Raw genomic sequence first — 22,383 nt, forward strand, 5'->3', positions numbered from 1 at the left:
TGCTTGGCGGAAGCTCAAGGCTGATATTCACCGGAAGGCATCCCGCTGGCATTCCCGCGCATCCCAAAACATGGACCTCCAGCGCAGCTTCTGTCTAGGCCACGGCTTGAACTCGAATGCTGCAAGCTAACCCAGCCCGAATCACCATAGATCTTGTTGAATTCTGACCTCGATCCAGTCATCAGCCAGCCCGCATGCACAAAAACTCATGACTGCAGTCTCCACCTTTTTTTCTGCACTCAACGGGCTGAAAAATATTCTGATATTCATCGCAGCAGCGCTTTTTTATGTGTGGCAGCGTCGGTATTTAGTGGATTGATCATTACCCTCGCCCTGACTCTCTTCACACGACAGGCTGGCGATGCATCTGTATTTTTAATTTATTATCTGATTTTTTATTTTATTATCGGCGCTCCTACCTTTATTACCTTAGGCCTCCCGGCCTTACACTTTTTGCCTCATCTGAAACATGCCAGCCCACGCGGCGCGGGTCTCATCGGGACAGCGGTGGCGGGGGCCATCAGTATCGCCCTGCTCTTGATGAGTTCATTCTCAAAGGCCTTCACTACTTGGCAAGAAGCAACAACCTTCATCGCGTGCCTAGCGCTATGGGGTGGCATAGCAAGTTGTGTCTATCAACGCACCAGGCAGTAGGCTTCTATTGCCTAGCTACGATGCGCCAGCAGGCGCCGGCGTTCCTAGCGATGCGGAGGAAGGCACAGCAGCGAGTGAACTTCAATTCCGACAGCAATGAAGCGACTGCTTTTTGTCCTTGGCGACTTGTCGTTGACGCATGCAAAGACATCGACAAGCATGGCGCAGCCTGCAGTCCCGCAGGGCAACCGAGCTCCACCGATGCGCATGCGCACTGCTCGTTTTCTGATGGTTCTGGTCGGCGTGCTGCTGCCGTATGCGGCGCGGTTGCCGGGTGGCATGACGTGGCTTAGGCAGTACACCGAGACGTCGTTGGGTGGGTGGCTGTTCTTTGGGGCGTTCAATGCGATCGCATGGGGTGCGCTGCTTGCGATCAGCTTCGCGTACCGCCGGCCGGTGGCGCTGCTGCTGCCTTGCATCTTTGGCTTCGGCCCGCTGGCGTGGGCGCACAACACGCTGGACCTGCGCGCGGATGCACAGTCGGCGGTCGCGCTGGTGTTCATTCCGATCTACGCATTGCTGCCGATCGCCATTGGCGGCGTGCTGGGCTATTTGCTGGACCTTAGGCTACGCGCGCAGGTCCCGTGAGGCAGTAGGCGTTGCGGCATTGGTCAGCCGCGCCTGCAGTGCGGGATGGTGTTGACCTGTGCGCTGTTGCGCAGCTGCTCGAACAGCCTGACTCCGTGCAACACTGCATCAGTAGTGCCGGCCTTGCGCTGCGGAGTACGCGCTGGCCTTCGACCACGGATCTCGTGGCGGTTGAAGCATGCTTACGCCAATGCGATCGACATGTCGGCATTGGTAGTGCCGATCAGCCCGCCGGAGACACGCATGAACTCGCTTTGCAGCGGCATGCCGATGGTCACTTGACCCGCACGACCCGCTCCGGCGAGTCTCAGGGGCTGGCACGGCGGGGAGTCGTGCCGCTCGCCTTCAACGGAGAACCGCTGTGGACCGTCGTACCTTCCTCACCTTGTCCGGCATTGGCGCTGCCGGGTTGCTGCTGCCGAACACGCGCCTGATCGCGGCCGAGCAGTTGCTCAGCCCAGTGGATGCAGCGCGCAATCGGCGCCTGGCCGACACCGCACTCACCACCGCCAAGAGCGGGGGCGCCAGCTATTGCGATGTGCGCGTGGGCCGGTATCTGCGCCAGTTCGTGATCACCCGCGAAGCGCAGGTGGAGAACGTGGTCAATGCCGAATCCAGCGGCGTGGGCGTGCGCGTGCTGGCCGATGGCGCGTGGGGTTTTGCAGCAACCAATACGCTCACCAGCGATGGCGTGGCCACCGCCACGCGGCAGGCGGTGGCGATCGCCAAGGCCAACGCCCGCCTGGGCGGCACGCCGGTGCAGCTGGCGCCAGTAACGCCGGCCGGGCAGGTCAGCTGGAAGACGCCGATCAAGAAGAACGCGATGGAAGTGCCACTGCAAGACAAGGTGGCGCTGTTGATGGACGTCAACGCCGCTGCGCTGAATGCCGGCGCCACGTTCGTCGCCTCACGCATGTTCGCCATCAACGAACAGAAATACTTCGCCAGCAGCGATGGCTCCTATATCGACCAGGACGTGCACCGGCTGTGGTTGCCATTCACGGTGACCGCGGTGGACAAGGCCAGCGGCAAGTTCCGCACCCGCGATGGATTGTCCTCGCCGATGGGCATGGGCTACGAATACCTGGATGGCGCTGCAGGCGAGAAGCATCGCCTACCTGGCGGGCTCATCGGCTACGGGCGCAGCTACGATGCACGCGAAGATGCGATCGCTGCAGCCAAGCAGGCGCGCGAAAAGCTCACCGCACCGTCGGTGAAGGCGGGCAAGTACGATCTGGTGATCGACCCGAGCAATTTGTTCCTCACCATTCACGAATCGGTGGGCCACCCGCTCGAGCTCGATCGCGTGTTGGGCTACGAGGCCAATTACGCCGGAACCAGCTTCGCCACGCTGGACAAGCGCGACGCCGGTTACCGCTGGGGCAGCGATGCGGTGACCTTCGTCGCCGACAAGACCCAGCCCGGCAGCCTGGGCGCGGTGGGATACGACGATGAAGGCGTCAAGACCAAACAGTGGGACCTGGTGAAGGATGGCATCCTGGTCGACTACCAATGCACGCGCGATCAGGCGCACCTGCTCGGCAAGACCGCCTCCGACGGCTGCAGCTACGCCGATTCATGGTCGAACGTGCAGTTCCAGCGCATGCCCAATGTGTCACTGGCCCCGGGCAAGACGCCACTGGCGGTGGCGGACATGATCAAGAACGTCGAGCGCGGGCTGTACATCCATGGCCGCGGTTCGTACTCGATCGACCAGCAGCGCTACAACGCGCAATTCGGCGGGCAGTTGTTCTACGAGATCGAGAACGGCCAGGTCACGCGGTTGGTCGAAGACGGCGCGTATCAGATCCGCACGCCGGAATTCTGGAACGCCTGCAGCGCGGTCTGCGACGAACGTGACTTCCGTTTGGGAGGCTCGTTCTTTGATGGCAAGGGCCAACCCAGCCAGGTCTCGGCGGTCTCGCATGGGTCATCCACGGCGCGCTTCGATGGCATCAACGTAATCAATACCGCGCGTTCGTTGGGCTGAGAGCTGCCAACAAACGGTTTGTAGGTCACTTTGTTAGAGCTGTCCTGGTTGCAAGTAGACACACCCACAATCTCAGCAGGTCGTTGCGTCGTTTAGGTGCGATCAAAAGCTTGGTTAGTCGAGTGCGCGGTGCCCTCGCCGCTCGCGGGACACGCCGCAAGTACGTCCATGTAAGCTCGGTGGCGGCATCCATGCCGCCACACGGTCCCGCAATCGGCGAGGACACCGCACCAGAAAGTGAGTCGGTTGCTTTGTTGAAAGCCTGCGTGTTACTCGGTTTGCCTTGCGTCACTGATCGGACGCGCCGTTATCCGAACAACGCACGTCGTGCACTGCTTGCACCACGCAAACCGACACTCTCCACTGGTCCTTGCCCGCCCACCGTCGCGGGACCTTACGCGGCATGGATGCCGCGTAAGAGCCTACAGTGACGTACTTGCGGCGTGTCCTGCGAGGGTGGGCGGGCAAGGGCCCTGCAGCCACGCGGCAGACGATCTCTTCATCTTTAGCCTCTTTGAGCTATATGCAGCAGGCACTGCGCACGAGGGCGTGCGCGTCGCGCATTGCACGACCGCCAATAAGAGAATGCACGCCTTTCAGCGATCCCATCGCGTGCCGACACGATGACGCATCAAGCGCACGCAACCAGCCCCGCTCGCCACAGTTGCATGCAGTCAGCGTGTGCCGCTCGACTCACGCGAGCACAGCGATTGCCGCTACACCCCTGCCGAAAGTCATTTGACGCGGGATTCACCGTCCAGCAAGAATCGGGGTCGACACGCGTGGGCAGCGATCCGCGCGTCAAATGGATACCCGCGCACCGCGCGGGACTAGTGGGGAGTTGCCCGTGCAGCGACGTGATTTCCTGGCCCTGACCGGGCTGACCATGGGTGGGCTGATCGTGCCCGCCTACTTCGGCAAGGCCATTGCCGCCGAGCAGTTGTTGACACCCTTCGATGTGGGCCGCAAGAAGCGCCTGGCCGATGCCGGCCTCACCGCGGCGCGTCAGGGTGGTGCGAGCTATTGCGATGTGCGCATCGGCCGGTATCTGCGCCAGTTCGTGATCACCCGCGAAGACAAGGTGCAGAACGTGGTCAACACCGAGTCCATCGGTGCCGGCATCCGCGTGATCGTGGCGGGCGCGTGGGGCTTTGCGGCCACCAACGATCTCACCGAGCAAGGCGTGGCCAAGGCCGCGCAACAGGCAACTGCAATTGCCAAGGCCAATGCCAAGGTGCAGGGCACACCGGTCCAGCTCGCTCCCACACCCGGCGTGGGCGAAGTGAGCTGGAAAACGCCGATCAAGAAGAACGCGATGGAAGTGCCGATCAAGGACAAGGTGGACTTGCTGCTCAACGTCAATGCCGCGGCCACTGCCGCCGGTGCCAACTTCGTCAATTCGATGCTGTTCGTGGTCAACGAACAGAAGTATTTCGCCAGCACCGATGGCTCCTACATCGACCAGGACGTGCACCGCATCTGGGCACCGATGAGCGTGACCGCCATCGACAAGGCCAGCGGCAAGTTCCGCACCCGCGATGGGCTGTCCGCACCGATGGGGCTGGGCTACGAGTATCTGGATGGTGCGGCCTCGGGCAAGTTCGTTTCGCCCAACGGCGTGGTGAATTACGGTTTGTCTTACGACATGAAGGAAGACGCCATCGCCGCGGCCAAGCAGGCGCAGGAAAAACTCAAGGCGCCGTCGGTGAAGCCGGGCAAATACGACCTGGTGCTGGATCCCTCGCACACCTGGCTCACCATCCACGAGTCGGTGGGCCACCCGCTGGAGCTGGACCGTGTGCTCGGCTACGAGGCCAACTTCGCCGGCACCAGTTTCGCCACGCTCGACAAGCTCAAGGCCGGCTTCCAGTACGGCAGCGACAAGGTGCATATCCTGGCCGACAAGACCCAGCCCGGCAGCCTGGGCGCGGTGGGTTACGACGATGAAGGCGTCAAGACCAAGCAGTGGGATCTGATCCGCGACGGCAAGCTGGTGGACTACCAGGCCATCCGCGACCAGGCGCATATTCTCGGCAAGACCGCCTCCGATGGTTGCTGCTATGCCGACTCGTGGTCGAGCGTGCAGTTCCAGCGCATGGCCAATGTCTCGCTGGCGGCCGGCAAGACGCCACTGAGCGTCAGCGATTTGATCAAGAACGTGGAAAACGGCATCTACATCATCGGCGACGGCTCGTTCTCCATCGACCAGCAGCGCTACAACGCGCAGTTCGGCGGCCAGCTGTTCTACGAAATCAAGAACGGCGCCATCACCCGCATGCTCGAGGACGTGGCCTACCAGATCCGCACCCCGGAATTCTGGAATGCCTGCAGCGCCGTGGCCGACCAGCGCGACTACCGCCTGGGCGGTTCGTTCTTCGACGGCAAGGGCCAGCCGAGCCAATCGTCGGCGGTCTCGCATGGTTCGTCCACCGCCCGTTTCGACGGCATCAACGTCATCAACACCGCCCGCTCGCTCGGCTGACAGGAGAAAACTAAATGAGCATCCTTACCGAAGCGCAGGCCAAGGCCATCCTGGACAAGGTCATCAAACTGTCCAAGGCCGATGAGTGCACCGCACAGCTCACCGGCTCGATCGACGGCAACATCCGTTTTGCGCTCAATAACGTGTCCACCAGCGGCATCGTCGACAACACCGACCTGCAGGTGCAGGTGGCGTTCGGCAAGCGCGTGGGCGTGGCCACCATCAACGAGTTCGACGATGCCTCGCTGGAACGCGTGGTACGCCGCGCCGAAGACCTGGCGCGGCTGGCACCGGAGAATCCGGAATTCATGCCGGCCGTCGACAAGCAGACCTACACCGCCAGCCCCACCTTCAGCGAATCCACCGCAGCCATCGACCCGGCGTTCCGTGCGCAGGTGGCGGCCGATTCGATCGCGCCGTGCAAAGGCAAGGGCCTGATCGCCGCCGGCTTTCTGGAAGATGGCCAGAGCTTCACCGCGTTCGCCAACAGCAAGGGCAACTTCGGTTACCAGCGCGGCGCCCGCTTCGACTACACCTGCACCGTGCGCACCGAAGATGGCCGCGGCTCGGGCTGGGTGGGGCGCAACCTGAAAGACGCCGCCGATTTCAAGGCCGAGCAGGACGTGCGCATTGCGATGCGCAAGGCCAGCGATTCGGCCGAGGCCAAGGCGCTGGAACCGGGCAAATACACGGTGATTCTCGAGCCCGCCGCGGCCGCTGGCCTGATCTCGTTCATGATGCGCTACTTCGATGCGCGTATGGCCGATGAAGGCCGCAGCTTCCTGTCCAAGAAGGGTGGCGGCAACAAGCTCGGCGAGCAGGTCTACGACCCGCGCGTGAACATCACCGCCGATCCGTGGGATCCGCGTGCAGCGGTCATGCCGTGGGATGAGGAAGGCCTGCCGCGCGAGAAGATGCCGATCGTGGAAAACGGCAAGATCGCCAACCTGCAGTATTCGCGCTTCTGGGCGCAGAAAAACGGCAAGCGTGCGATCGGCGAGCCGGGCAACCTGTTGATGGCCGGTGGCGAGAAGAACATTGCCGAGCTGGTGCGCGGCACCGAGAAGGGCATCCTGGTCACGCGCACCTGGTACATCCGCATGGTCGACCCGCAGACGGTGCTGCTCACCGGCTTGACCCGCGATGGCACGTTCTACATCGAGAACGGGCAGATCAAATACCCGGTGAAGAATTTCCGTTTCAACGAATCGCCGATCATCATGCTCAACAACATCGACGAGCTGGGCAAGCCGGTGCGCGTGGCCGGTGACGAGTCCAGCTACGTGATGATGATTCCGCCGATGCGGCTGCGTGATTTCACGTTTACCTCGTTGTCGGATGCGGTGTGAGTCGGAGCCGGGAATCGGAAGTGGGGCTTCGGGAATCGAAGAGCAGAAGCCGCTCTTTGCAGACGGATACCTTGCAGGCGCGCGCGCCTGCGGCTCCCCTTCACGGTCTCCCGGCTCCCATCTCGCGGCGCCACGTCCTCAGCCTGCTGCTCGGTAGCGTCGCCACCTTGGCGCTGCCGTTGCGCGCGCGCGCGGCGGGCAACTACGATTTCTGGTTTACACGTTTGCGCTACGACTCCGGTGACTGGGATGTGGATGCGCGCATGCCGTCCAACCTGATCACCTCGCTGATCGATTACACGCAGCTGCGTGTGGACCCGCAGGAACATGTGATCGCCTTGTCCGATCCGCGCATGTTGCAGGCGCCGTTCTGTTACCTGGCCGGGCACAAGCTGGTGGAGTTCAATCCGGCCGAGCGGCGCAATTTCGAACGCTACGTGCGCAATGGCGGGTTCGTGTTTGTGGACGACTGCAATCACGACATCGATGGCCTGTTCGCCACCTCGTTCGAAGCGCAGATGGCTTCGATCTTCGGCAAGAGTGCGCTGCAGAAACTGCCAAAGAACCACCGGCTGTACAACGCGTTCTTCAAATTTCCGGACGGCCCGCCGGCCACGAGCTTCGAGCTCAATGGCTGGGGCGACGACCTGGTGCACGACTACCTCAAGGGCATCGCCATCGACGGCCGGCTCGGGGTGCTCTACAGCAACAAGGACTATGGCTGCGAATGGGATTACGACTGGCGCAACAAGCGCTTCCTAGCTGAAGACAACACCAAGTTTGCGGTGAACATCGTCATGTATGCATTGACCAATTGATAGAACCAGGTGGGCGCGCGTTTGGGGTGTATCGGTAAGGCATCGCGCACAAGTGCGCTCCTACCAAGTCAGAGAGGACATTGCAGAACCGAGTTGGAGATGCATAGCGTGATAAAGGCGATGACCAGCCACCATCCCCGTAGGAGCGCTTGGGCGCGATGCGGCGTTACCGGTCACCCATCGCGCCCAAGCACGCTCCTGCATCGTCACATCCACATGCGTCGCACCCTTGCCCTTGCAACGACATGCACCACACGCACCACGCTACGCACACCGCCCACGACGAGACTTCCCGCATGAGCTCCCCCAATGACGACCTCCTCACCGCACAGCTCTCCAAACTCGGCGCGCTGCGTGCAGCGTTGGCGCAGGCGGTGGTGGGCCAGCAGGCGGTGGTCGAACAACTGCTGATCGGCCTGCTGGCCGGCGGCCACTGCCTGCTCGAAGGCGCGCCCGGGTTGGGCAAGACGCTGCTGGTGCGCTCGCTAGGCCAGGCGCTAGAGCTGCAGTTCCGGCGCGTGCAGTTCACTCCGGACCTGATGCCCAGCGACATCCTGGGCACCGAGCTGCTGGAAGAAGATCACGGCACCGGGCACCGGCATTTCCGCTTCCAGCAAGGTCCCATCTTCACCAACCTGCTGCTGGCCGACGAACTCAATCGCACCCCGCCCAAGACCCAGGCCGCGCTGCTGGAAGCGATGAGCGAGCGCACCGTCAGCTACGCCGGCACCACCTATGCATTGCCGGCGCCATTCTTCGTGCTGGCCACGCAGAATCCGATCGAACAGGCCGGCACCTATCCACTGCCGGAAGCGCAGCTGGACCGTTTTCTGCTGCATGTGCGCGTGGATTACCCCAGCGAGCAGGAAGAGCGCGACATCCTCACCCAGACCACCGGCACTGCCAGCGCACAGGTGCCCAAGGTGATGGATGCGGCCAGCGTGCAGGCGCTGCAGCAGCATGTCCGCGAGGTGCACGTGGGCGCGGATCTGCTGACCTGGATCAACCGCCTGGTGCGCGCAAGCCGGCCTGGTCCGCAGGCCAGCGAGGAGGTGCGCCAGTGGATCAAGTGGGGCGCCGGCCCGCGTGCTGGGCAGTCGCTGGTGCTCGCGTCCAAGGCGCGTGCGTTGCTGCACGGCCGCCTGGCGGCCACGCGCGAGGACGTTACCGCACTGGCCGCGCCGGTGATGCGCCACCGCCTGCTGCTGTCGTTCGCCGCCGAGGCCGAACAGCGCAGCGCCGACGATGTCATCGCTGCGCTGCTGCGCGCCGTGCCGTACCCCGCGTAAGGCATCCACACGGGTGAGTATCGACGTGCCGGCCCTGATTCCCGCCGCGCTGCGCAGCCGCCTGCGTGGCCTGCAGTTGCACGCCCGCAACGCGCAGGGCCAGCAGGGCATCGGCCAGCACGCCAGCCGCAGCCGTGGGGCCGGGCTGGAATTTGCCCAGTACCGTGCCTACGAACCCGGCGATGCGCTGCGCCAGATCGACTGGAAACTCTACGCACGCTCGGACCGGTTCTTTGTGCGCGAAGCCGAGCGCGAGAGCCCGCTCACGCTCTGGCTGTTGCTCGACGCCACCGCCTCCGCCGGCCAGGCCGATCAGGCGCGCCCGGGCAGTACGCGCCTGCAGGCGATGGCCACACTGGCCGCGTGCGCAGCCGAGGTGGCGCTGCGCCAGGGCGACCAGGTCGGCCTGTTTGCGGTGCATGGCGGTGGGCTGGTGGCGGTGCCGGCCGGCGGCGGGCCGCGTCAACGCGACCGGCTGTGGCTGGCCTTGCACGGGCTGCGGGCGGGCGGCGCCTGGCCGGGCATGGACGCGCTGCGCCCGCTGTGGGAACGCATCGCTGCGCATGCGCTGGTGCTGTCGATCGGCGATGGCTTCGACGATGCCTTGCTGGAGGCACTGGAAAAACTCGCCGCCGCACGCCGCGACGTGCTGCAGCTGCAGGTGCTGACCTGCGACGAACGCGACTTCCCCTTCGACGGCGGGCACCGCTTCCGCGACCCCGAAACCGGCGAGGAACTGCTGGGCGATGGCGCGGCCATGCGCGCGGACTACCTGCTGCGCTTCGATCAGGCGCAGCGCGCGCGGCAGGCGCGCTGGCACGCCGCCGGCATTGCACACGCCGTGCATTACCTGGATGCGCCGCCGGACATGGCCCTGCGGCAGCTGTTCGCGCGCGAGGCGCGGCGATGAGGCACGGCTGCGTTCTCGCCAGTGCAATGCGGCGGCGTGGTGCGGCATGCGTCAACGCTGCCGGTGCGCATGACATGCATGACGTCCGCACGCCATCGGCGCGCATGCAGGTATCGCCGCATCCATCCGCACCCACGGCAGCGGCGCGATGATGCTGTTGCTCTTTCCCGCCGGCCTGGCCGCCCTCGCCGCCCTGGTGCTGCCGTTGCTGATCCATCTGGCGCGGCGCAGCGAGCACCGCACCACCGACTTCGCTGCGCTGCGTTGGTTGCGTGCCGTGCCGCGCCCGCGTCACCACGTGCGTTTCGACGAATGGCCGCTGCTGCTGGTGCGCCTGGTGTTGCTGGCGGCGCTGGCCGTGTTGCTGGCCGAGCCGGCGCTGCGTGACCACGACGATGCACGCCCGCGCATTGCGGTGAGCCCGGGCGTGGATCTGGCCACCGTGCGTGCGCGCGCAGCCGATACGCAGTGGGTGTGGCTGGCGCCCGGCTTCCCGCCGATCGATGCGCAGACGCCCGCGCCTGCGGTGCCGGCCGGCAGCACGGCCACGGCCACCAGCCTGCTGCGCGAGCTCGACGCCAGCCTGCCCGCCGCCAGCACGCTTGGCGTGATCGTGCCGGCGCAGTGGGGCCGGCTGGATGCGCAGCGCCTGCAGTTGGGTCGCCATGTGGAGTGGCAGGTGGCACCCGGACGCTCGCCCGTGCCCGCGGACGCGCCCCCCGCACCACTGCGCCTGCAGGTGATTGCCGATGATGCCGCCGCACCTGCACTGCGCTATCTGCGCGCGGTGCATGCCGCCTGGGCCACCCCCGGAGCGTTGCCGGTCAGCACGCCGGAGACGGCGGTGCCTAGCCGCTGGGCACCGGGCACGCTGGTGGTGTGGTTGCCGCAGCGCGCGCCGCCGGCGTCGGTCATTGCCTGGGCTGCGGCCGGCGGCCAGCTGCTGCTCGCTGCCGACACCCCGTTGCCGCCTTCGCTCAGCGCGCCGCTGCAGCCGCTGTTGCGTGATGCCCAGGGCGCCCGCGTGCTGGACGCCGCCGCGCTCGGGCGCGGCCAGGTGCTGCGCTGGGCCGCACCGCTGCAACCGCAGCCGCTGCCGGCGCTGCTGGACGCCGACTTCCCCACCCGCCTGCAGGAGGCCCTGCAACCGCGTCCCACCCCGCAGCGCGCGGTGGCGCAGGCCGTGCGCCCCCTGCGTGGCCCCGCCATCCGCCTGAGCATCGACCCACAGCCGCTGGCGCCGTGGCTGATCGGCCTGGTGCTGCTGCTGTTGAGTATCGAACGCTGGCTGGCCACCGGCCCGCGCCGCGGGAGCGCGGCATGAGCACGCCCGCGCTGCAACGCGCCTGGCAGGCGGCACGGCGGCGGCGCGCGGCAGCGGTGCTGCTGTTCTGGTTGCCATTGGCGCTGCTGCCGGCGCTGCTGAGCTGGCGGCTGGGTGCGGGCACAGCTGCTTGGCTGCTGCTGGCGAGCCTGGCCGCGCTGGTCGTGGCGGCCTGGCAAGCCGCGCGGCGGCTGGACCAGGCCTGGCTGATCCGGCGCCTGAACCAGGCGCCGGACCTGGACGACAGCAGCGACCTGCTCTTCGCCACGCCCGTCGCCCTGGGCCCCTTGCAGACCTTGCAACGCCAGCGCCTGGAGCAGCGCCTGCACGCCCGCCCGCGCGAACTGCGCCCGGCCTGGCCCTGGCATTGGTGGCCGTGGACCCTGCTCGGCGTGCTGGCCGGCGTTGCGGTGCTGGTGTGGCCACAGCCCAGCGCGCCCGCCGCGCCCACCACCGACCCAGTCGCCACCGCGCGCGCCGCAGCCGGCAAACCCGCCCTGCGCCAGGCCCGGCTGCGCAGCACGCCGCCGGCCTACACCGGGTTGCCGCCGGCCGAGCTGCCGGAGCTGGATGGCCGCGTCCCGGCCGGCACCCGGCTGCAGTGGCAGCTGCAGGTGCAACCGGCGCCGCGCACCGTGGCGCTGCGTCTCAACGATGGCCGCGTGCTCCCGCTGACCCGGCAGCCAGACGGCGACCACTGGCACGGCCAGCTGCTGGCCGAGCGCCCCACGCTGTACCGCATCCTCATCGACGGCCAGCCGGCCGACCGCCATCTGCACCGGCTCGACGTGGTACCCGACCGCCCACCGCAGGTGCGCGTGCTGGCGCCTGAACAGAGCCTGGTGCTGTGGACGCCGGCCAACGGTGCCTGGACGCTGCGCTTCGAGGCCAGCGACGACTACGCCGTGGCCGCCGGCGCCGAACTGCGCCTGACCCTGGCCCAGGGCGGCGGCGAGAACATCACCTTCCGCACCGAGCGCCGCCCGCTCACCGGCAGTGGCCCGGCCACCCGGCGCAGCTTCGTGGCCACGCTGCAGCCGCAGGCACTGGGCATGGCGGCCGGCGATGACCTGATCGCCCAGCTGGTGGTGCGCGACACCCGCCAACCCGCCCCGCAGGAAGGCCGCAGCGCCAGCGTGATCCTGCGCTGGCCGCCGCCCCAGCAGACCCAGGCCGCCGGGCTGGAGGCCAGCGTCAAGCAGACCTTGCCCGCGTATTTCCGCAGCCAGCGCCAGATCATCATCGATGCCGAGGCGCTGCTGAAGGACAAACCGCGCCTGGATGCGGCCACCTACCTCAAGCGCTCGGACGCCATCGGCGTGGACCAACGCCTGCTGCGGCTGCGCTATGGCCAGTTCCTGGGCGAAGAGAGCGAAGGCGCGCCCAAGGGGCCACCCACTGCCGACGAGCCGCCCACCAGCGACGCGCCAGCCGACGACCTGCCCACGGCCGACATGCCCACCGCCGATGCACCGGCACCGCCCGCCGAGCACGTACATGCCGAGCACACAGCCAAGGCCACCGCTGAGGCTCACGACGCTCACGACCATCCACCCGGCGCAGCCGCGCTGGACCCACACGATCATGACCACGACGACGCGCAGCCGGCGCGCGGCGGGTTTGGTCAGGAACAGGACGTGCTGACCGAGTTCGGCCACACCCACGACCACGCCGAAGCAGCCACCTTGCTCGACCCACAGACCCGCGCCCTGCTGCGCGCCGCGCTGGACCAGATGTGGCAATCCGAAGGCGAGCTGCGCCAGGGCCACCCCGAGCGCGCATTGCCGTACGCCAACAAGGCATTGGGTTTCATCAAGCAGGTGCAGCAGGCCGAGCGCATCTACCTGGCGCGGGTGGGGCCGGAGTTGCCGCCGATCGACCCGAGCCGGCGCATGACCGGCAAGCGCGATGGCCTGGGCGACCGCCCCGCCGCGCTCGACACCCGCCCGCCAACGGACCCCACCGCGTTGGCACTGTGGAGCGCCTTGGACGAAGACGGCGCGGTGCCCGACGCGCTGCTCGACCGTTACGCGCGCTGGCTGCAGACCGCACAGGACCAGCTGCCCGACCCGCTCAGCCTGGCCGCCGCGGTGGAGACCCTGCGCAGTGAACCGGCCTGTCGCACGTGCCGGGCGCAGCTGCGCGCCCTGGTGTGGCGCACCGTCACCGCCCCGCCAGCCCCGGTGCACCGCCGCCCGGCCGCGGACGCGCGCGGCCAGCGGTACCTGGATGCCCTGCGCGAAGCGCCACAGCCATGACCGCTGCCGTGCCGCCGATGCTTGCCGCATCCCGTTCCCGCAGGTCCTGGTTCTGCCGAGCACACGGCAGCCTTCCGCCGCGCGCGTTGCACCGCTCGCCACGTCCGCCAGCGCCGGTGCTTCGTGATGCGGCTCAGAGGGGGCAGTCGTGACCGTCGCCCTGCCCTGGATCGTCGGCGCGGCCTTGCTGCTGATGGTGGTGTTGGGCTGGCTACGGTTGCTGCGCGCGCACGCACGCCACCCGCTGCCGCGCGGCAGGCTATGGCTGTTGCTTGCGGCCCAACCCGTACTGGCTGCCCTGCTCTACCCGGCGCTGTTGCCGCCGCCGCGTCTGCAGGATGGCGGCCCGCTGCACGTGGCCACGGCCGGCACCCAACCGGCGCAGGTGGGCCAGGCCACGCAGTGGGTGGCGTTGCCGGAAGCCCCGCGCTTGCCGGATGTCGCCCGCATGCCGGACCTGGCCACCGCGCTGCGCCGCGCGCCCGGCACCACCACCGTGATCGTGCATGGCGACGGCCTTCCCGCGCGCGACCGCGACGCCCTGCGCGTGCCGGTGCGGGTGCAGCCGAGCCCGGCACCGGCCGGTCTGGTCGCCGCCTGGGCACCGCCGTCGGTAGCGCCCGGCGAAGCGCTGACCATTGCCGCGCAGGTGCAGGGCCTGCCGGGCGCACAGGTCGAACTGCTCGACCCGGCCGGTCAACGCGTCGACCGCGCCTCGCCGGATGCGCGCGGCCAGGTGCACCTACGCGGCCTGGCGCGCGCGCCCGGGCAGGTGCTGTTCGGCCTGCGCCTGCGCGATGCGGCCGGCGCCGAGCGCGGGCATCTGGCGGTGCCGGTGCAGGTGGTCCCGGTGCCGCCGGTCCGGCTGCTGTTGCTGGCCGGCGCCCCGCAGCCGGAGGTCAAATACCTGCGCCGCTGGGCCAGCGATGCCGGCCTGACAGTACGTAGCCAGGTGACCGTGAGCGCCGGCCTGCAGCTGGGCGATAGGGCCAGCCTGGACGCCGCCAGCCTGGACCAGCTGGATGTGCTGGTGCTCGACACCCGCCGCCTGCTGGCCTTGAGCGCAGCACAACGCCAACTGCTCGGCGCCGCCATCGCACGCGGCCTGGGCGTGCTGGTGCGGGTGGTCGGCCCGGTGGATGCGGCCACCCGCAGCGCGCTCGCCGCGCTCGGCCTGCCGGTGAGCGGCGGCGACACCAGCACCGCGGTGACCGTGGCAGCGGCGCCGGCCGACGCCGGCATCGACCCCGACACCGGCAGCACAACCACCGACACCGCCGTGCCGCCCCTGCAACGCCGCACGCTGCAGCCACAGGTGCAAGACGCCATCGTCGCCGCACGCGCCAACGATGGCACCGCGCTGGGCTGGTGGCGCAGCGCCGGCCGCGGGCGCATCGGCGTGAGTGTGGTCGACGACAGCTATGCGCTGGTATTGGCAGGCCGCAGCGACCTGCATGCACAGCTGTGGGCACAACTGCTCGGCGCGGTGGCGCGCCCAGGCGCCGCACTTCCCGCACCAGTGCAGGACGGCTGGGTGCAGCAACGCATGACCCTGTGCGATGTCGGCGCAGACGCTCACGTGATTGCGCCCGATGGCAGCCGCCACCCGCTGCTGCCCGAACGCAGCGGCAGCGCGCCGCCCTGCGCCGGCTACTGGCCGGCCGCCACCGGCTGGCATCGCCTGCAGACCGGCACCACCCAACGCTGGCTGTTTGTCCGCGCGCCCACCGATGCGCCCGCGCTGTATCGCCAACAGCTGCGCGAGGCCACCGCCGCACTGGCGGCCAGCGGCTCCAGCGCTGCCACACCAACAGCGCACCCCGGCGCACGCTGGCCGTGGCTGCTCGTCTGGCTCACCGTGGCTGCGGGGGTGTGGTGGTTGGAACGGCGGCGCACCTGACAGGACAGTGGCGCGTTTCCAACGGCGCGAATCAGTTCTTTCCAATGAAAAAGCGCGGCGTCATCGCCACCGGGGGATCAAGCGCGCTGCCACACCCGGCAGCGGTTGTTCGCCGGCATGTCCACATCGTCCACCAGCTGCAAGCCCACCTGCGCGGCCAGTGCATCCACATCCGCGGCATCACGGATACCCGATGCCGCATCGCGCGCTCTCAACATCGCATCGAAGTCGCGATTGCTATCGCTGGTGAATTCACCGTTGCGGTTGAACGGCCCATAGATCACCAGCACCGCCTGCGGCGCCATCACCGCAGGCAAGCCGGCAAACAACGCCTGCACCTGCGGCCAGCCCATGATGTGCAAGGTGTTGGCGCTGTAGATGGCGTCATACCCGGCCGGCGTGCCTGCCTGCACCGGCGGCAATGGTGGCGCCGGTGCCAGACCCGGCGTGGGCGTCAACACCGCCTGCAGTGCAACCGGCGGCGGCGTATTCGGCAGCGCGGCTTCATCCAGCCACTGCCGCATCCCCGGCAGATGGTCCGGGTGGTCGCTGGCCTGCCAGCGCAGCCACGGCATCGCTGCAGCGAAGTGCACCGCATGCTGCCCGGTGCCCGCACCGATCTCCAGCACGTGCTGGCGGTCAGCGAAGTACCGCTGCAGCACGCCCAGAATGGGATCGCGGTTGCGTGCAGAGGCGGGGGCAAAGGGTTTGGTCATGGATACTTCCAAAGAGGGCGAATCGCCGAGTGCGCGTGGTGATGATGGAGCAAGCGCGAAGCAGCGGCATTGCTCTGCCACTGCGACGGGCACTATGCCTGCGCGCGTGCGTCAGCGCGGGGCGCTCGGTCCGATGTGTCTTACGAACGTGGTGCAAGCCGCTGCGACGCATGCGGTATGCACATGCCACCGTGTGATCACCGCGACGCAGGCAACGCGTCATACGCGCGGCGTACCGCCTCGGCGCCGAAGCGGCGTTCCAGCCGGCGCACGATGAAGTGCCCGCGTGCCATCGCCTGAAAGTGGCGCATGAACAAGGTGTTGAGCGTGGCGCCGCTCACCGCGCCTACCAGCGGTACGGCCTGCACGGCGAGTTTTTCGCCGACGTTGACCGAGAACTTGGCGGCGATGCGCGAGACCAGCGACACCAATGCCGGCGCGCCCTTGCTGGCGAAGCCGTGCGCGGCCACGTAGTGCGCGGCGGCGCTGAGCTGCTGCGCCATCGCAGTGCGCACCGCGAAGTAGCCCGATTCGGCGCCGTCGTCGCTGACGCTGCGGCCACCGTGCGCCAGCACTTCCAGGCAGGCCAGCGCGGTCTCCGGGTCGTGCAGCGATTCGCCTTCCGAGCGCGCAATGTCGGCGATGGAGCGCAGCATCACCGTGGTGGTCACCGGCAATTCCACCATCAGCCCGGGCAGGCCGAAGAATCCGCCAGCGCCGCCGGCCACAGCCACCGCCAGGGTGTGCCGCGCGGTGGCGGCCGGCGCGTGCGCCACGGTCTTGCCGCGCAGGCTCAGCAGCGCGGATTTCATCGCCACCTGCAGCGCGCGCCGGGTGACGCCGTCGATGCTGCGCGTCACCACCTTGGGCAGCCGCTTGGCCACCAGGCTTTCGATGGGCGCGCCGAGTGTATTGGCGATCTGTGCGGCCACACCGGGGTTTTCCAGCAGCGCATGCGCTGTGGCCAGATCGTGCTGCGCTGCGGCATCCATCACCGGGATCGGGAGCGTCGTCATGGCGGTCGTCATCGTCTTGGGGCCTGTGGCGATGGTACTCAGCCGCATGTGAGCGGCGCACAAGCGGGCTCAACCTTCGCGGCGAAAACTGCATGTTGCGCGCAAGATGCGCGATCATCGGCCTCCGCGCAGGCAACACCGTGACCGATGAACCGCGAGATCCGCCATAGCTTCGTCATTGCCGCCGCCCCGGAGGTGGTCTCTGCCGCGTTGTCCGAGCCCGCCCAGCTGGCGCGCTGGTGGACACGCGAGGTGCGGCAAGTGGGCGAGCGCGTGTGTCTGGATTGGAGCGGCCACGGCTGGCAGGTAGAACTGCGCATCGATGGCGGTGCCGACCACCGGCAGGTGTGCTGGCGCTGCGAGCGCTCCAACATGCTCGACACCACCGCGTGGGAGGGCTCGGTGATGCGCTTTGATCTGCTGTCCACCAGCGATGGCACGCGGCTGGACTTCGTGCAGTCCGGTTACCGCGACTCACCGTGCTTCGAGGTGTGTGCGCAGGGCTGGCAGTTCTTCCTGGGCAGCAGCCTCAAACGCTACGTGGAAACCGGGCAGGGCATGCCCTATCCGGACATGCCCGACACCCGCGACCCGGCCTTGCGCTGAGCGCGCCGCCCGGCCTTACGCCGGGCGCGGCTGACCGATCGACGGCGTGCCGCTCAACGGCAACTGCGCATCCACCGTGACCGGGCTGTCGCCCTGCAGCAGCGCACGCGCTTCGGCATCGCTGGCCACCGCCGGCGGCGAGCCGCGCAGCGGCAGCCCGGCGGTTTCGCGCACGAACAGCATCGTCACCAGGCCGATCGCCGCCGCGCCCATCAGGTAATACGCCGGCACCAACGGGTCGCCGGTGCGCTCCACCAGCCACGCGGTGACCAACGGCGTGGTGCCACCAAACAACGACACTGACACGTTGAAGGCGATCGACAGCGCGCTATAGCGCACCGGTGTGTAGAACAGCGCCGGCAGTGTCGAAGGCATCGAGCTGGTGAAACACACCAGCGCCAGGCCAAGCAGCATCAACCCGGTGAAGATCAGCACGTCCGAGCCACTGCCGATCAGCAACAGGCACGGGATGGCCAGTGCGAATAACGCCGCGCACGCGCCGATGATCATCGGGCGCCGGCCCAGCTTGTCGCTGAACATGCCACCGACCACGTTGAGCGGCATCATCACCAGCATCACCAGGATGATCAGCAGCAAGCCCTTGCTCTCGGCGTAGCCCATGGTGACGCTGAGATAGCTGGGCATGTAGGTCAGCAGCATGTAGTCGGTGACGTTGAACACCAGCACCAGGCCCACGCACTTGAGCAGCTGCGGCCAATGCAGGCGCAGCAGGGTCATCAGGCCCTGGCCTGCGGTTTCACGTTCGCGCTGTTCGGATTGTTCGGTATACGCGCGAAACGCCGGGGTTTCTTCCAGCTTCATGCGCATGTACAGGCCGAGCAACCCCAGCGGCCCGGCCACCAAAAACGGCACCCGCCAACCCCAGTCCAGCATCTGCGCCTGGCTCAGCGCCATGTGCAACGCGGTCACGGTGGCCGCGCCGGCGATATAGCCGCCCAACGTGCCAAATTCCAGCCAACTGCCCATCAAGCCGCGATTGCGGTCGGTGGCGTATTCGGCAATGAAGGTCGCCGCGCCGCCGTATTCGCCGCCGGTGGAAAACCCTTGCAGCAACCGCGCCAGCAACAACAGCGCCGGCGCCCACAGGCCGATCTGCGCGTAGGAGGGAATCAGGCCGATGCTGAAGGTGCCCAGCGCCATCAGGATCATGGTGGCCGCCAGCACCTTCTGCCGGCCATAGCGATCACCGAGCGGGCCGAACACCATGCCGCCGATCGGGCGCACCAAAAACGCCACGGTGAAGGTCGCAAAGGTGGCGATCAACTGCGCGGTGGGATTGCTGGACGGAAAGAACACCTGGCCCAGCGTCACTGCCAGATAGCCGTACACACCGAAGTCGAACCATTCCATTGCATTGCCCAGCGCGGCCGCGCCCACGGCCTTGCGCAGCATGCCGCGGTCCACCACGGTGACCTCGTCGAGTTGCAATTGGCGGCGGCGTTTGAACCAACCGAAATGCGAGCGGATCGCGCGCGTGTCGTGCATATGCGAAGTCTCCTGGTGCGGCCATCGCTGCCCGCTCGCCCTGACACTACGCAAGGCACGGCACATCACGTGCTGCACGGCTAAGGCACATGCAGTGGACGACGCCGGAGGCATTCCCGGACGGCCGCGTAAACTCAGCGACGCTGCGGGACAGACGACCAAGGGGTGGGCAGTGCCCAAGGGCTTGATCAGCCCGACATGTTACACCAGCGTGCACAGCATTGCAGGCGCGAGCGTGGGACGCTGCGGGAAATGGCCTGATTTCAGGGGTTTTCCTGAATCTGTCTTCAGCAAGTGCGTGGTTTTGCAGGCATGAGTCATCCGCACCCGCTTGTCGTAGGGGCGTGCTTGCGCGCGATGAGGCTCTGTCGGTAGAGCTTCATCGCGCGCAAGCGCGCTCCTACGGAGCTATCGATCTCTACATGGCGCGCACTTGCGTTATTGATGCTGCAAACACCCTCGCTCTGAAGGCGTAACGAGTGCTGCACAGCCTGCCTTTCGTAGGAGCGCCCTTGCGCGCGATGGAGCTTTACCGGTAGAGCTTCATCGCGCGCAAGCGCGCTCCTACCGAGCTATCGATCTCTGCATGGTGCGCGCTTGCGTTATTGATGCTGCAAATACCCTCGCTCTGGAGGCGCAACGACTTCTGCACAACCTGCTTTTAGTAGGAGCGCGCTCGCGCGCGATGAAGCCTTCCCGGTAACGTCTCATCGCGCGCAAGCGCGCTCCTACATGGTTTGCCTGATGTGCCAGGGTGCTGCAGCGGTGCTTCATACCAGCAGAACAGCTGACCGCCCGAAAGGCACCAGCGGATTCACCCCACCGATTCCAACGCCGATAACACGGCCTGTAAATCCTCACGCGTCTGCGGCCTGACGGCGCGGGCGACTTCTTCGCCATCGCGCAGCAGGATGATGGTGGGCCACAGCTTCACGCGAAACGAGCGGCCCAGCGGCCGCCCTTTTCCGTCTTCGATCTTGCGGTACTCGATGTCCGCGTAACCGCCCAGCAGCTTCTGCAATAGCGGTTGCGCGGCCATGCAGTGGCCGCACCAGTCGGTGCCGAACTCCAGCACCTGCAGCCCCGGATGCGCATCGACCGCGCTACGGTCCGGCGCCTGCGCCACGTACTCCCGCACGAACGCCATCGCTGCGTGCGCTCCTTACGACAGCGCGCGCTGGATATCTTCCAGCGGCAAGTTGGTGAAGTCCTTCGCCAAATCGCCCACCAGGCGCTGCTGAGTTTCCTTGTGCAGCAGCGGGCGCAGCCGGCCGAGTGTGGTCGGGTCGGCCACCAGCACCAAGTGGTTGTACTCGTGCTTGAGCGCCCCGTCGTTCAAGGCCTGCGACAGCTGCTTGGCGAAGGTCATTTCGTCGAGTTCCGCCTCTGCGGTGCGGGGCGGAATCTTGCCGGCCGGGCCTTCGTCATCGACGTTCTGCACATCGGTGCGGGCATGCTGGCGCAGCACCACCTTGGCTTCGTCGCCGGTATTGGTGAACCACCGCGCTTCGCCGCCATCGGCCACCACCACCAACGCACCCTGGGGAATTTGCAGACTCATCCGTCGTTTCTCCTGTTTCAGTGTCAGCGCTGCAATTGCAGCGCCGTCGACCTCAACCTAAGCAAGCCGATGTAAGCACCGCGGGTAGCCGGTGTGTGTGCCGCGTTAGCGTGCCGCCGGTAGTGGCGGCGGCAGGCCTAGATGCTTGCTGAAAAAGCGCGCCATCACCCGCAAGGCCTGCTGGCTCTCGGGCAGCGTGTCGGTGAGATGGAAGGCATGGCCCAAGCCGTCCCAAACATGCAGGTCCGACTCGCGCCCCAGATCCACCAGCCGCGCGTGCGTATAGGACGCATTGCTCAGTTCTGCTGCGCGTGTGGCGGTGATCAGCAAGGTGGGCGGGAACTGGCGCAGCACCGCATCGGAGAACACCGGCGATACCAGCGGGTCGCGGAAATCCACATCCGGCCCGTAGTACAGGTCCTCCATGATCGGCAGGGTGCCTGCCGCATCGGGCAGCAGGGCATCGTTCACCGCCGCCACCACGCGCTGCGAATCGCCGCGGTAACGCGCGTCGCCCGCAGCGCAGAACAGGCCTGCCGCCGCCGGCATCGGCAACTGTTCCTTGGCAAACCACGCCAGCGCCTCGCCGGTGAGCACGCCACCGGCCGAACAGCCGAACAGGCCCACCTGCGCCGGGGTGTGGGTCTTGAGAGCGGCGCGATACACCGCGGCCACGTCCTCGCTGGCCGCGGGGAACTGGTGCTCCGGGCCCATGCGGTAATCCACCGCCACCACGGTGATGCCGGTCATCGCCGCCACCGGAATGGCTTCCATCAACCCGAAGGAGGCCGCACTGCCCATCAGAAAGCCGCCGCCATGCAATTCGATCAGCAGCCGCTTGGCCTGCTCGGGCGTGCGCGTGCGCGGCTGCACACGCAGCACCGGTACACCGTTCCACTGCTCGGGCGTGATCTCCACCGCGTAGCGCGTGCGCATCTGCGCGATGACGCCTGCGGCCCAACGTTCGGTATCGGCGCGAATGGTGGGCAACTGGCGCAGCAGCGTGGCGTTGTCGGCCTTGGCCAGCGGGTCGCCGCGGTCCACGTCGCCACTGACCTGCGCACGTGCCGCAGGGCTCAGGTACTCAGACACGGGCAGATCGAACGCGGGCACATGCCGAATGCCCTGCGTTGCCGCCGGCTTCGATGCGGCTACAGCTGCAGGCGCAGGCGCACTCGCGCTCGCCGCACTTAGCAACGCCAGGCACCCCAGCAGCATGCGTCGTGTCCATCGATGGTGTGTCATGCAATGCCCTCCCAGGCGTCGATCAACGCACGAGCATAGCCTGCGCACTGCGGCATGCCATGTGTACGGCTGCCATGGGAGACGGCGCTGCAGTGATCGCGTCGCGCAGCGCACAAGCAGGCACATCCATGCTTGAAAAAATTACTTGCATTGCAGCGGTGCCGCTTACGC

General features: G+C 67.0%; 18 protein-coding genes. 12 read left to right on the forward strand and 6 right to left on the reverse strand.

Features of this window, described 5'->3' with window-relative positions:
* The first annotated feature begins 156 nt into the window (after positions 1-156).
* The 11 genes from ACCQ01_RS21925 to ACCQ01_RS21975 all read left to right on the forward strand — a co-directional run bounded on the left by ACCQ01_RS21925 (position 157) and on the right by ACCQ01_RS21975 (position 15,562).
* Positions 157-654 carry a hypothetical protein gene (locus ACCQ01_RS21925; protein WP_228433682.1) on the forward strand — a complete coding sequence of 166 codons (498 nt, stop codon included), beginning with the start codon at positions 157-159 and terminating at the stop codon, positions 652-654.
* Positions 655-855: 201 nt separating this feature from the next.
* A complete protein-coding gene (locus ACCQ01_RS21930) occupies positions 856-1,242 on the forward strand; it encodes a hypothetical protein (protein ID WP_228420154.1) in 387 nt (128 codons plus the stop codon).
* 361 nt (positions 1,243-1,603) lie between these two features.
* Complete coding sequence (locus tag ACCQ01_RS21935) at positions 1,604-3,232, forward strand: TldD/PmbA family protein (RefSeq protein ID WP_228433680.1); 1,629 nt, start codon at positions 1,604-1,606, stop codon at positions 3,230-3,232.
* An 847-nt stretch (positions 3,233-4,079) separates the two neighbouring features.
* A complete protein-coding gene (locus ACCQ01_RS21940; RefSeq protein ID WP_228433679.1) occupies positions 4,080-5,714 on the forward strand; it encodes a TldD/PmbA family protein in 1,635 nt (544 codons plus the stop codon).
* Between the two features lie 14 nt (positions 5,715-5,728).
* A complete protein-coding gene (locus ACCQ01_RS21945) occupies positions 5,729-7,063 on the forward strand; it encodes a TldD/PmbA family protein (RefSeq protein ID WP_014506027.1) in 1,335 nt (444 codons plus the stop codon).
* Positions 7,060-7,881 (forward strand): DUF4159 domain-containing protein, encoded by an 822-nt coding sequence (locus ACCQ01_RS21950; RefSeq protein ID WP_228427099.1) that lies wholly within the window; start codon positions 7,060-7,062, stop codon positions 7,879-7,881. The genes ACCQ01_RS21945 and ACCQ01_RS21950 overlap by 4 nt, the downstream gene beginning before the upstream one ends.
* Positions 7,882-8,177: 296 nt before the next feature.
* Complete coding sequence (locus ACCQ01_RS21955; RefSeq protein ID WP_042595516.1) at positions 8,178-9,170, forward strand: AAA family ATPase; 993 nt, start codon at positions 8,178-8,180, stop codon at positions 9,168-9,170.
* Positions 9,171-9,183: 13 nt separating this feature from the next.
* A complete protein-coding gene (locus tag ACCQ01_RS21960) occupies positions 9,184-10,080 on the forward strand; it encodes a DUF58 domain-containing protein (protein WP_228433677.1) in 897 nt (298 codons plus the stop codon).
* 148 nt (positions 10,081-10,228) lie between these two features.
* Positions 10,229-11,404, forward strand: coding sequence for a BatA domain-containing protein (locus tag ACCQ01_RS21965; RefSeq protein ID WP_228433675.1), 1,176 nt, complete (start codon positions 10,229-10,231; stop codon positions 11,402-11,404).
* Positions 11,401-13,662: a DUF4175 domain-containing protein gene (locus ACCQ01_RS21970; protein WP_228433673.1), complete on the forward strand. Its 2,262-nt coding sequence runs from the start codon at positions 11,401-11,403 to the stop codon at positions 13,660-13,662. The genes ACCQ01_RS21965 and ACCQ01_RS21970 overlap by 4 nt, the downstream gene beginning before the upstream one ends.
* Before the next feature lie 148 nt (positions 13,663-13,810).
* Positions 13,811-15,562, forward strand: coding sequence for a carboxypeptidase regulatory-like domain-containing protein (locus ACCQ01_RS21975; protein ID WP_228433671.1), 1,752 nt, complete (start codon positions 13,811-13,813; stop codon positions 15,560-15,562).
* Between the two features lie 77 nt (positions 15,563-15,639).
* Here the strand turns inward: ACCQ01_RS21975 and ACCQ01_RS21980 are convergent, their stop codons facing one another.
* Together ACCQ01_RS21980 and ACCQ01_RS21985 are read right to left on the reverse strand one after the other, a co-directional pair.
* Positions 15,640-16,278 carry a DUF938 domain-containing protein gene (locus tag ACCQ01_RS21980; protein WP_228433669.1) on the reverse strand — a complete coding sequence of 213 codons (639 nt, stop codon included), beginning with the start codon at positions 16,276-16,278 and terminating at the stop codon, positions 15,640-15,642.
* Between the two features lie 197 nt (positions 16,279-16,475).
* Positions 16,476-17,270, reverse strand: coding sequence for an EcsC family protein (locus ACCQ01_RS21985; RefSeq protein ID WP_014506019.1), 795 nt, complete (start codon positions 17,268-17,270; stop codon positions 16,476-16,478).
* Between the two features lie 171 nt (positions 17,271-17,441).
* On the opposite strand from ACCQ01_RS21985, the gene ACCQ01_RS21990 reads away from it, so the two are divergent.
* On the forward strand, positions 17,442-17,900 hold the full coding sequence (locus tag ACCQ01_RS21990; protein WP_228433667.1) for an SRPBCC family protein: 459 nt from the start codon (positions 17,442-17,444) through the stop codon (positions 17,898-17,900).
* Between the two features lie 15 nt (positions 17,901-17,915).
* Here the strand turns inward: ACCQ01_RS21990 and proP are convergent, their stop codons facing one another.
* From proP to ACCQ01_RS22010, 4 genes are all read right to left on the reverse strand, one after another.
* Positions 17,916-19,406, reverse strand: a complete 1,491-nt coding sequence (gene proP / locus ACCQ01_RS21995; RefSeq protein ID WP_103699787.1) for a glycine betaine/L-proline transporter ProP — start codon at positions 19,404-19,406, stop codon at positions 17,916-17,918.
* A gap of 814 nt (positions 19,407-20,220) precedes the next feature.
* Entirely contained in the window at positions 20,221-20,553 is a 333-nt protein-coding gene (locus ACCQ01_RS22000; RefSeq protein ID WP_228433665.1) for a thioredoxin family protein, read from the reverse strand.
* A gap of 15 nt (positions 20,554-20,568) precedes the next feature.
* Entirely contained in the window at positions 20,569-20,967 is a 399-nt protein-coding gene (locus ACCQ01_RS22005) for a host attachment family protein (protein ID WP_228433663.1), read from the reverse strand.
* A gap of 105 nt (positions 20,968-21,072) precedes the next feature.
* On the reverse strand, positions 21,073-22,185 hold the full coding sequence (locus tag ACCQ01_RS22010; RefSeq protein ID WP_228433721.1) for an alpha/beta hydrolase: 1,113 nt from the start codon (positions 22,183-22,185) through the stop codon (positions 21,073-21,075).
* Between the last annotated feature and the right edge of the window lie 198 nt (positions 22,186-22,383).

It is taken from the genome of Xanthomonas sp. NCPPB 4037 (assembly GCF_041475695.2).
GTDB classification, from domain to species: domain Bacteria; phylum Pseudomonadota; class Gammaproteobacteria; order Xanthomonadales; family Xanthomonadaceae; genus Xanthomonas; species Xanthomonas campestris.

Excerpts from the sequence above, each read along its gene's own strand:
- ACCQ01_RS21970 (WP_228433673.1), top strand. The coding sequence starts at position 11,401 with ATGAGCACGCCCGCGCTGCAACGCGCCTGGCAGGCGGCACGGCGGCGG.
- ACCQ01_RS21985 (WP_014506019.1), bottom strand. The coding sequence starts at position 17,270 with ATGGATGCCGCAGCGCAGCACGATCTGGCCACAGCGCATGCGCTGCTG.
- proP (WP_103699787.1), bottom strand. The coding sequence starts at position 19,406 with ATGCACGACACGCGCGCGATCCGCTCGCATTTCGGTTGGTTCAAACGC.
- ACCQ01_RS22010 (WP_228433721.1), bottom strand. The coding sequence starts at position 22,185 with ATGCTGCTGGGGTGCCTGGCGTTGCTAAGTGCGGCGAGCGCGAGTGCG.
- ACCQ01_RS21965 (WP_228433675.1), top strand. The coding sequence starts at position 10,229 with ATGATGCTGTTGCTCTTTCCCGCCGGCCTGGCCGCCCTCGCCGCCCTG.
- ACCQ01_RS21980 (WP_228433669.1), bottom strand. The coding sequence starts at position 16,278 with ATGACCAAACCCTTTGCCCCCGCCTCTGCACGCAACCGCGATCCCATT.
- ACCQ01_RS21930 (WP_228420154.1), top strand. The coding sequence starts at position 856 with ATGCGCATGCGCACTGCTCGTTTTCTGATGGTTCTGGTCGGCGTGCTG.
- ACCQ01_RS22000 (WP_228433665.1), bottom strand. The coding sequence starts at position 20,553 with ATGGCGTTCGTGCGGGAGTACGTGGCGCAGGCGCCGGACCGTAGCGCG.
- ACCQ01_RS22005 (WP_228433663.1), bottom strand. The coding sequence starts at position 20,967 with ATGAGTCTGCAAATTCCCCAGGGTGCGTTGGTGGTGGTGGCCGATGGC.
- ACCQ01_RS21990 (WP_228433667.1), top strand. The coding sequence starts at position 17,442 with ATGAACCGCGAGATCCGCCATAGCTTCGTCATTGCCGCCGCCCCGGAG.
- ACCQ01_RS21945 (WP_014506027.1), top strand. The coding sequence starts at position 5,729 with ATGAGCATCCTTACCGAAGCGCAGGCCAAGGCCATCCTGGACAAGGTC.
- ACCQ01_RS21955 (WP_042595516.1), top strand. The coding sequence starts at position 8,178 with ATGAGCTCCCCCAATGACGACCTCCTCACCGCACAGCTCTCCAAACTC.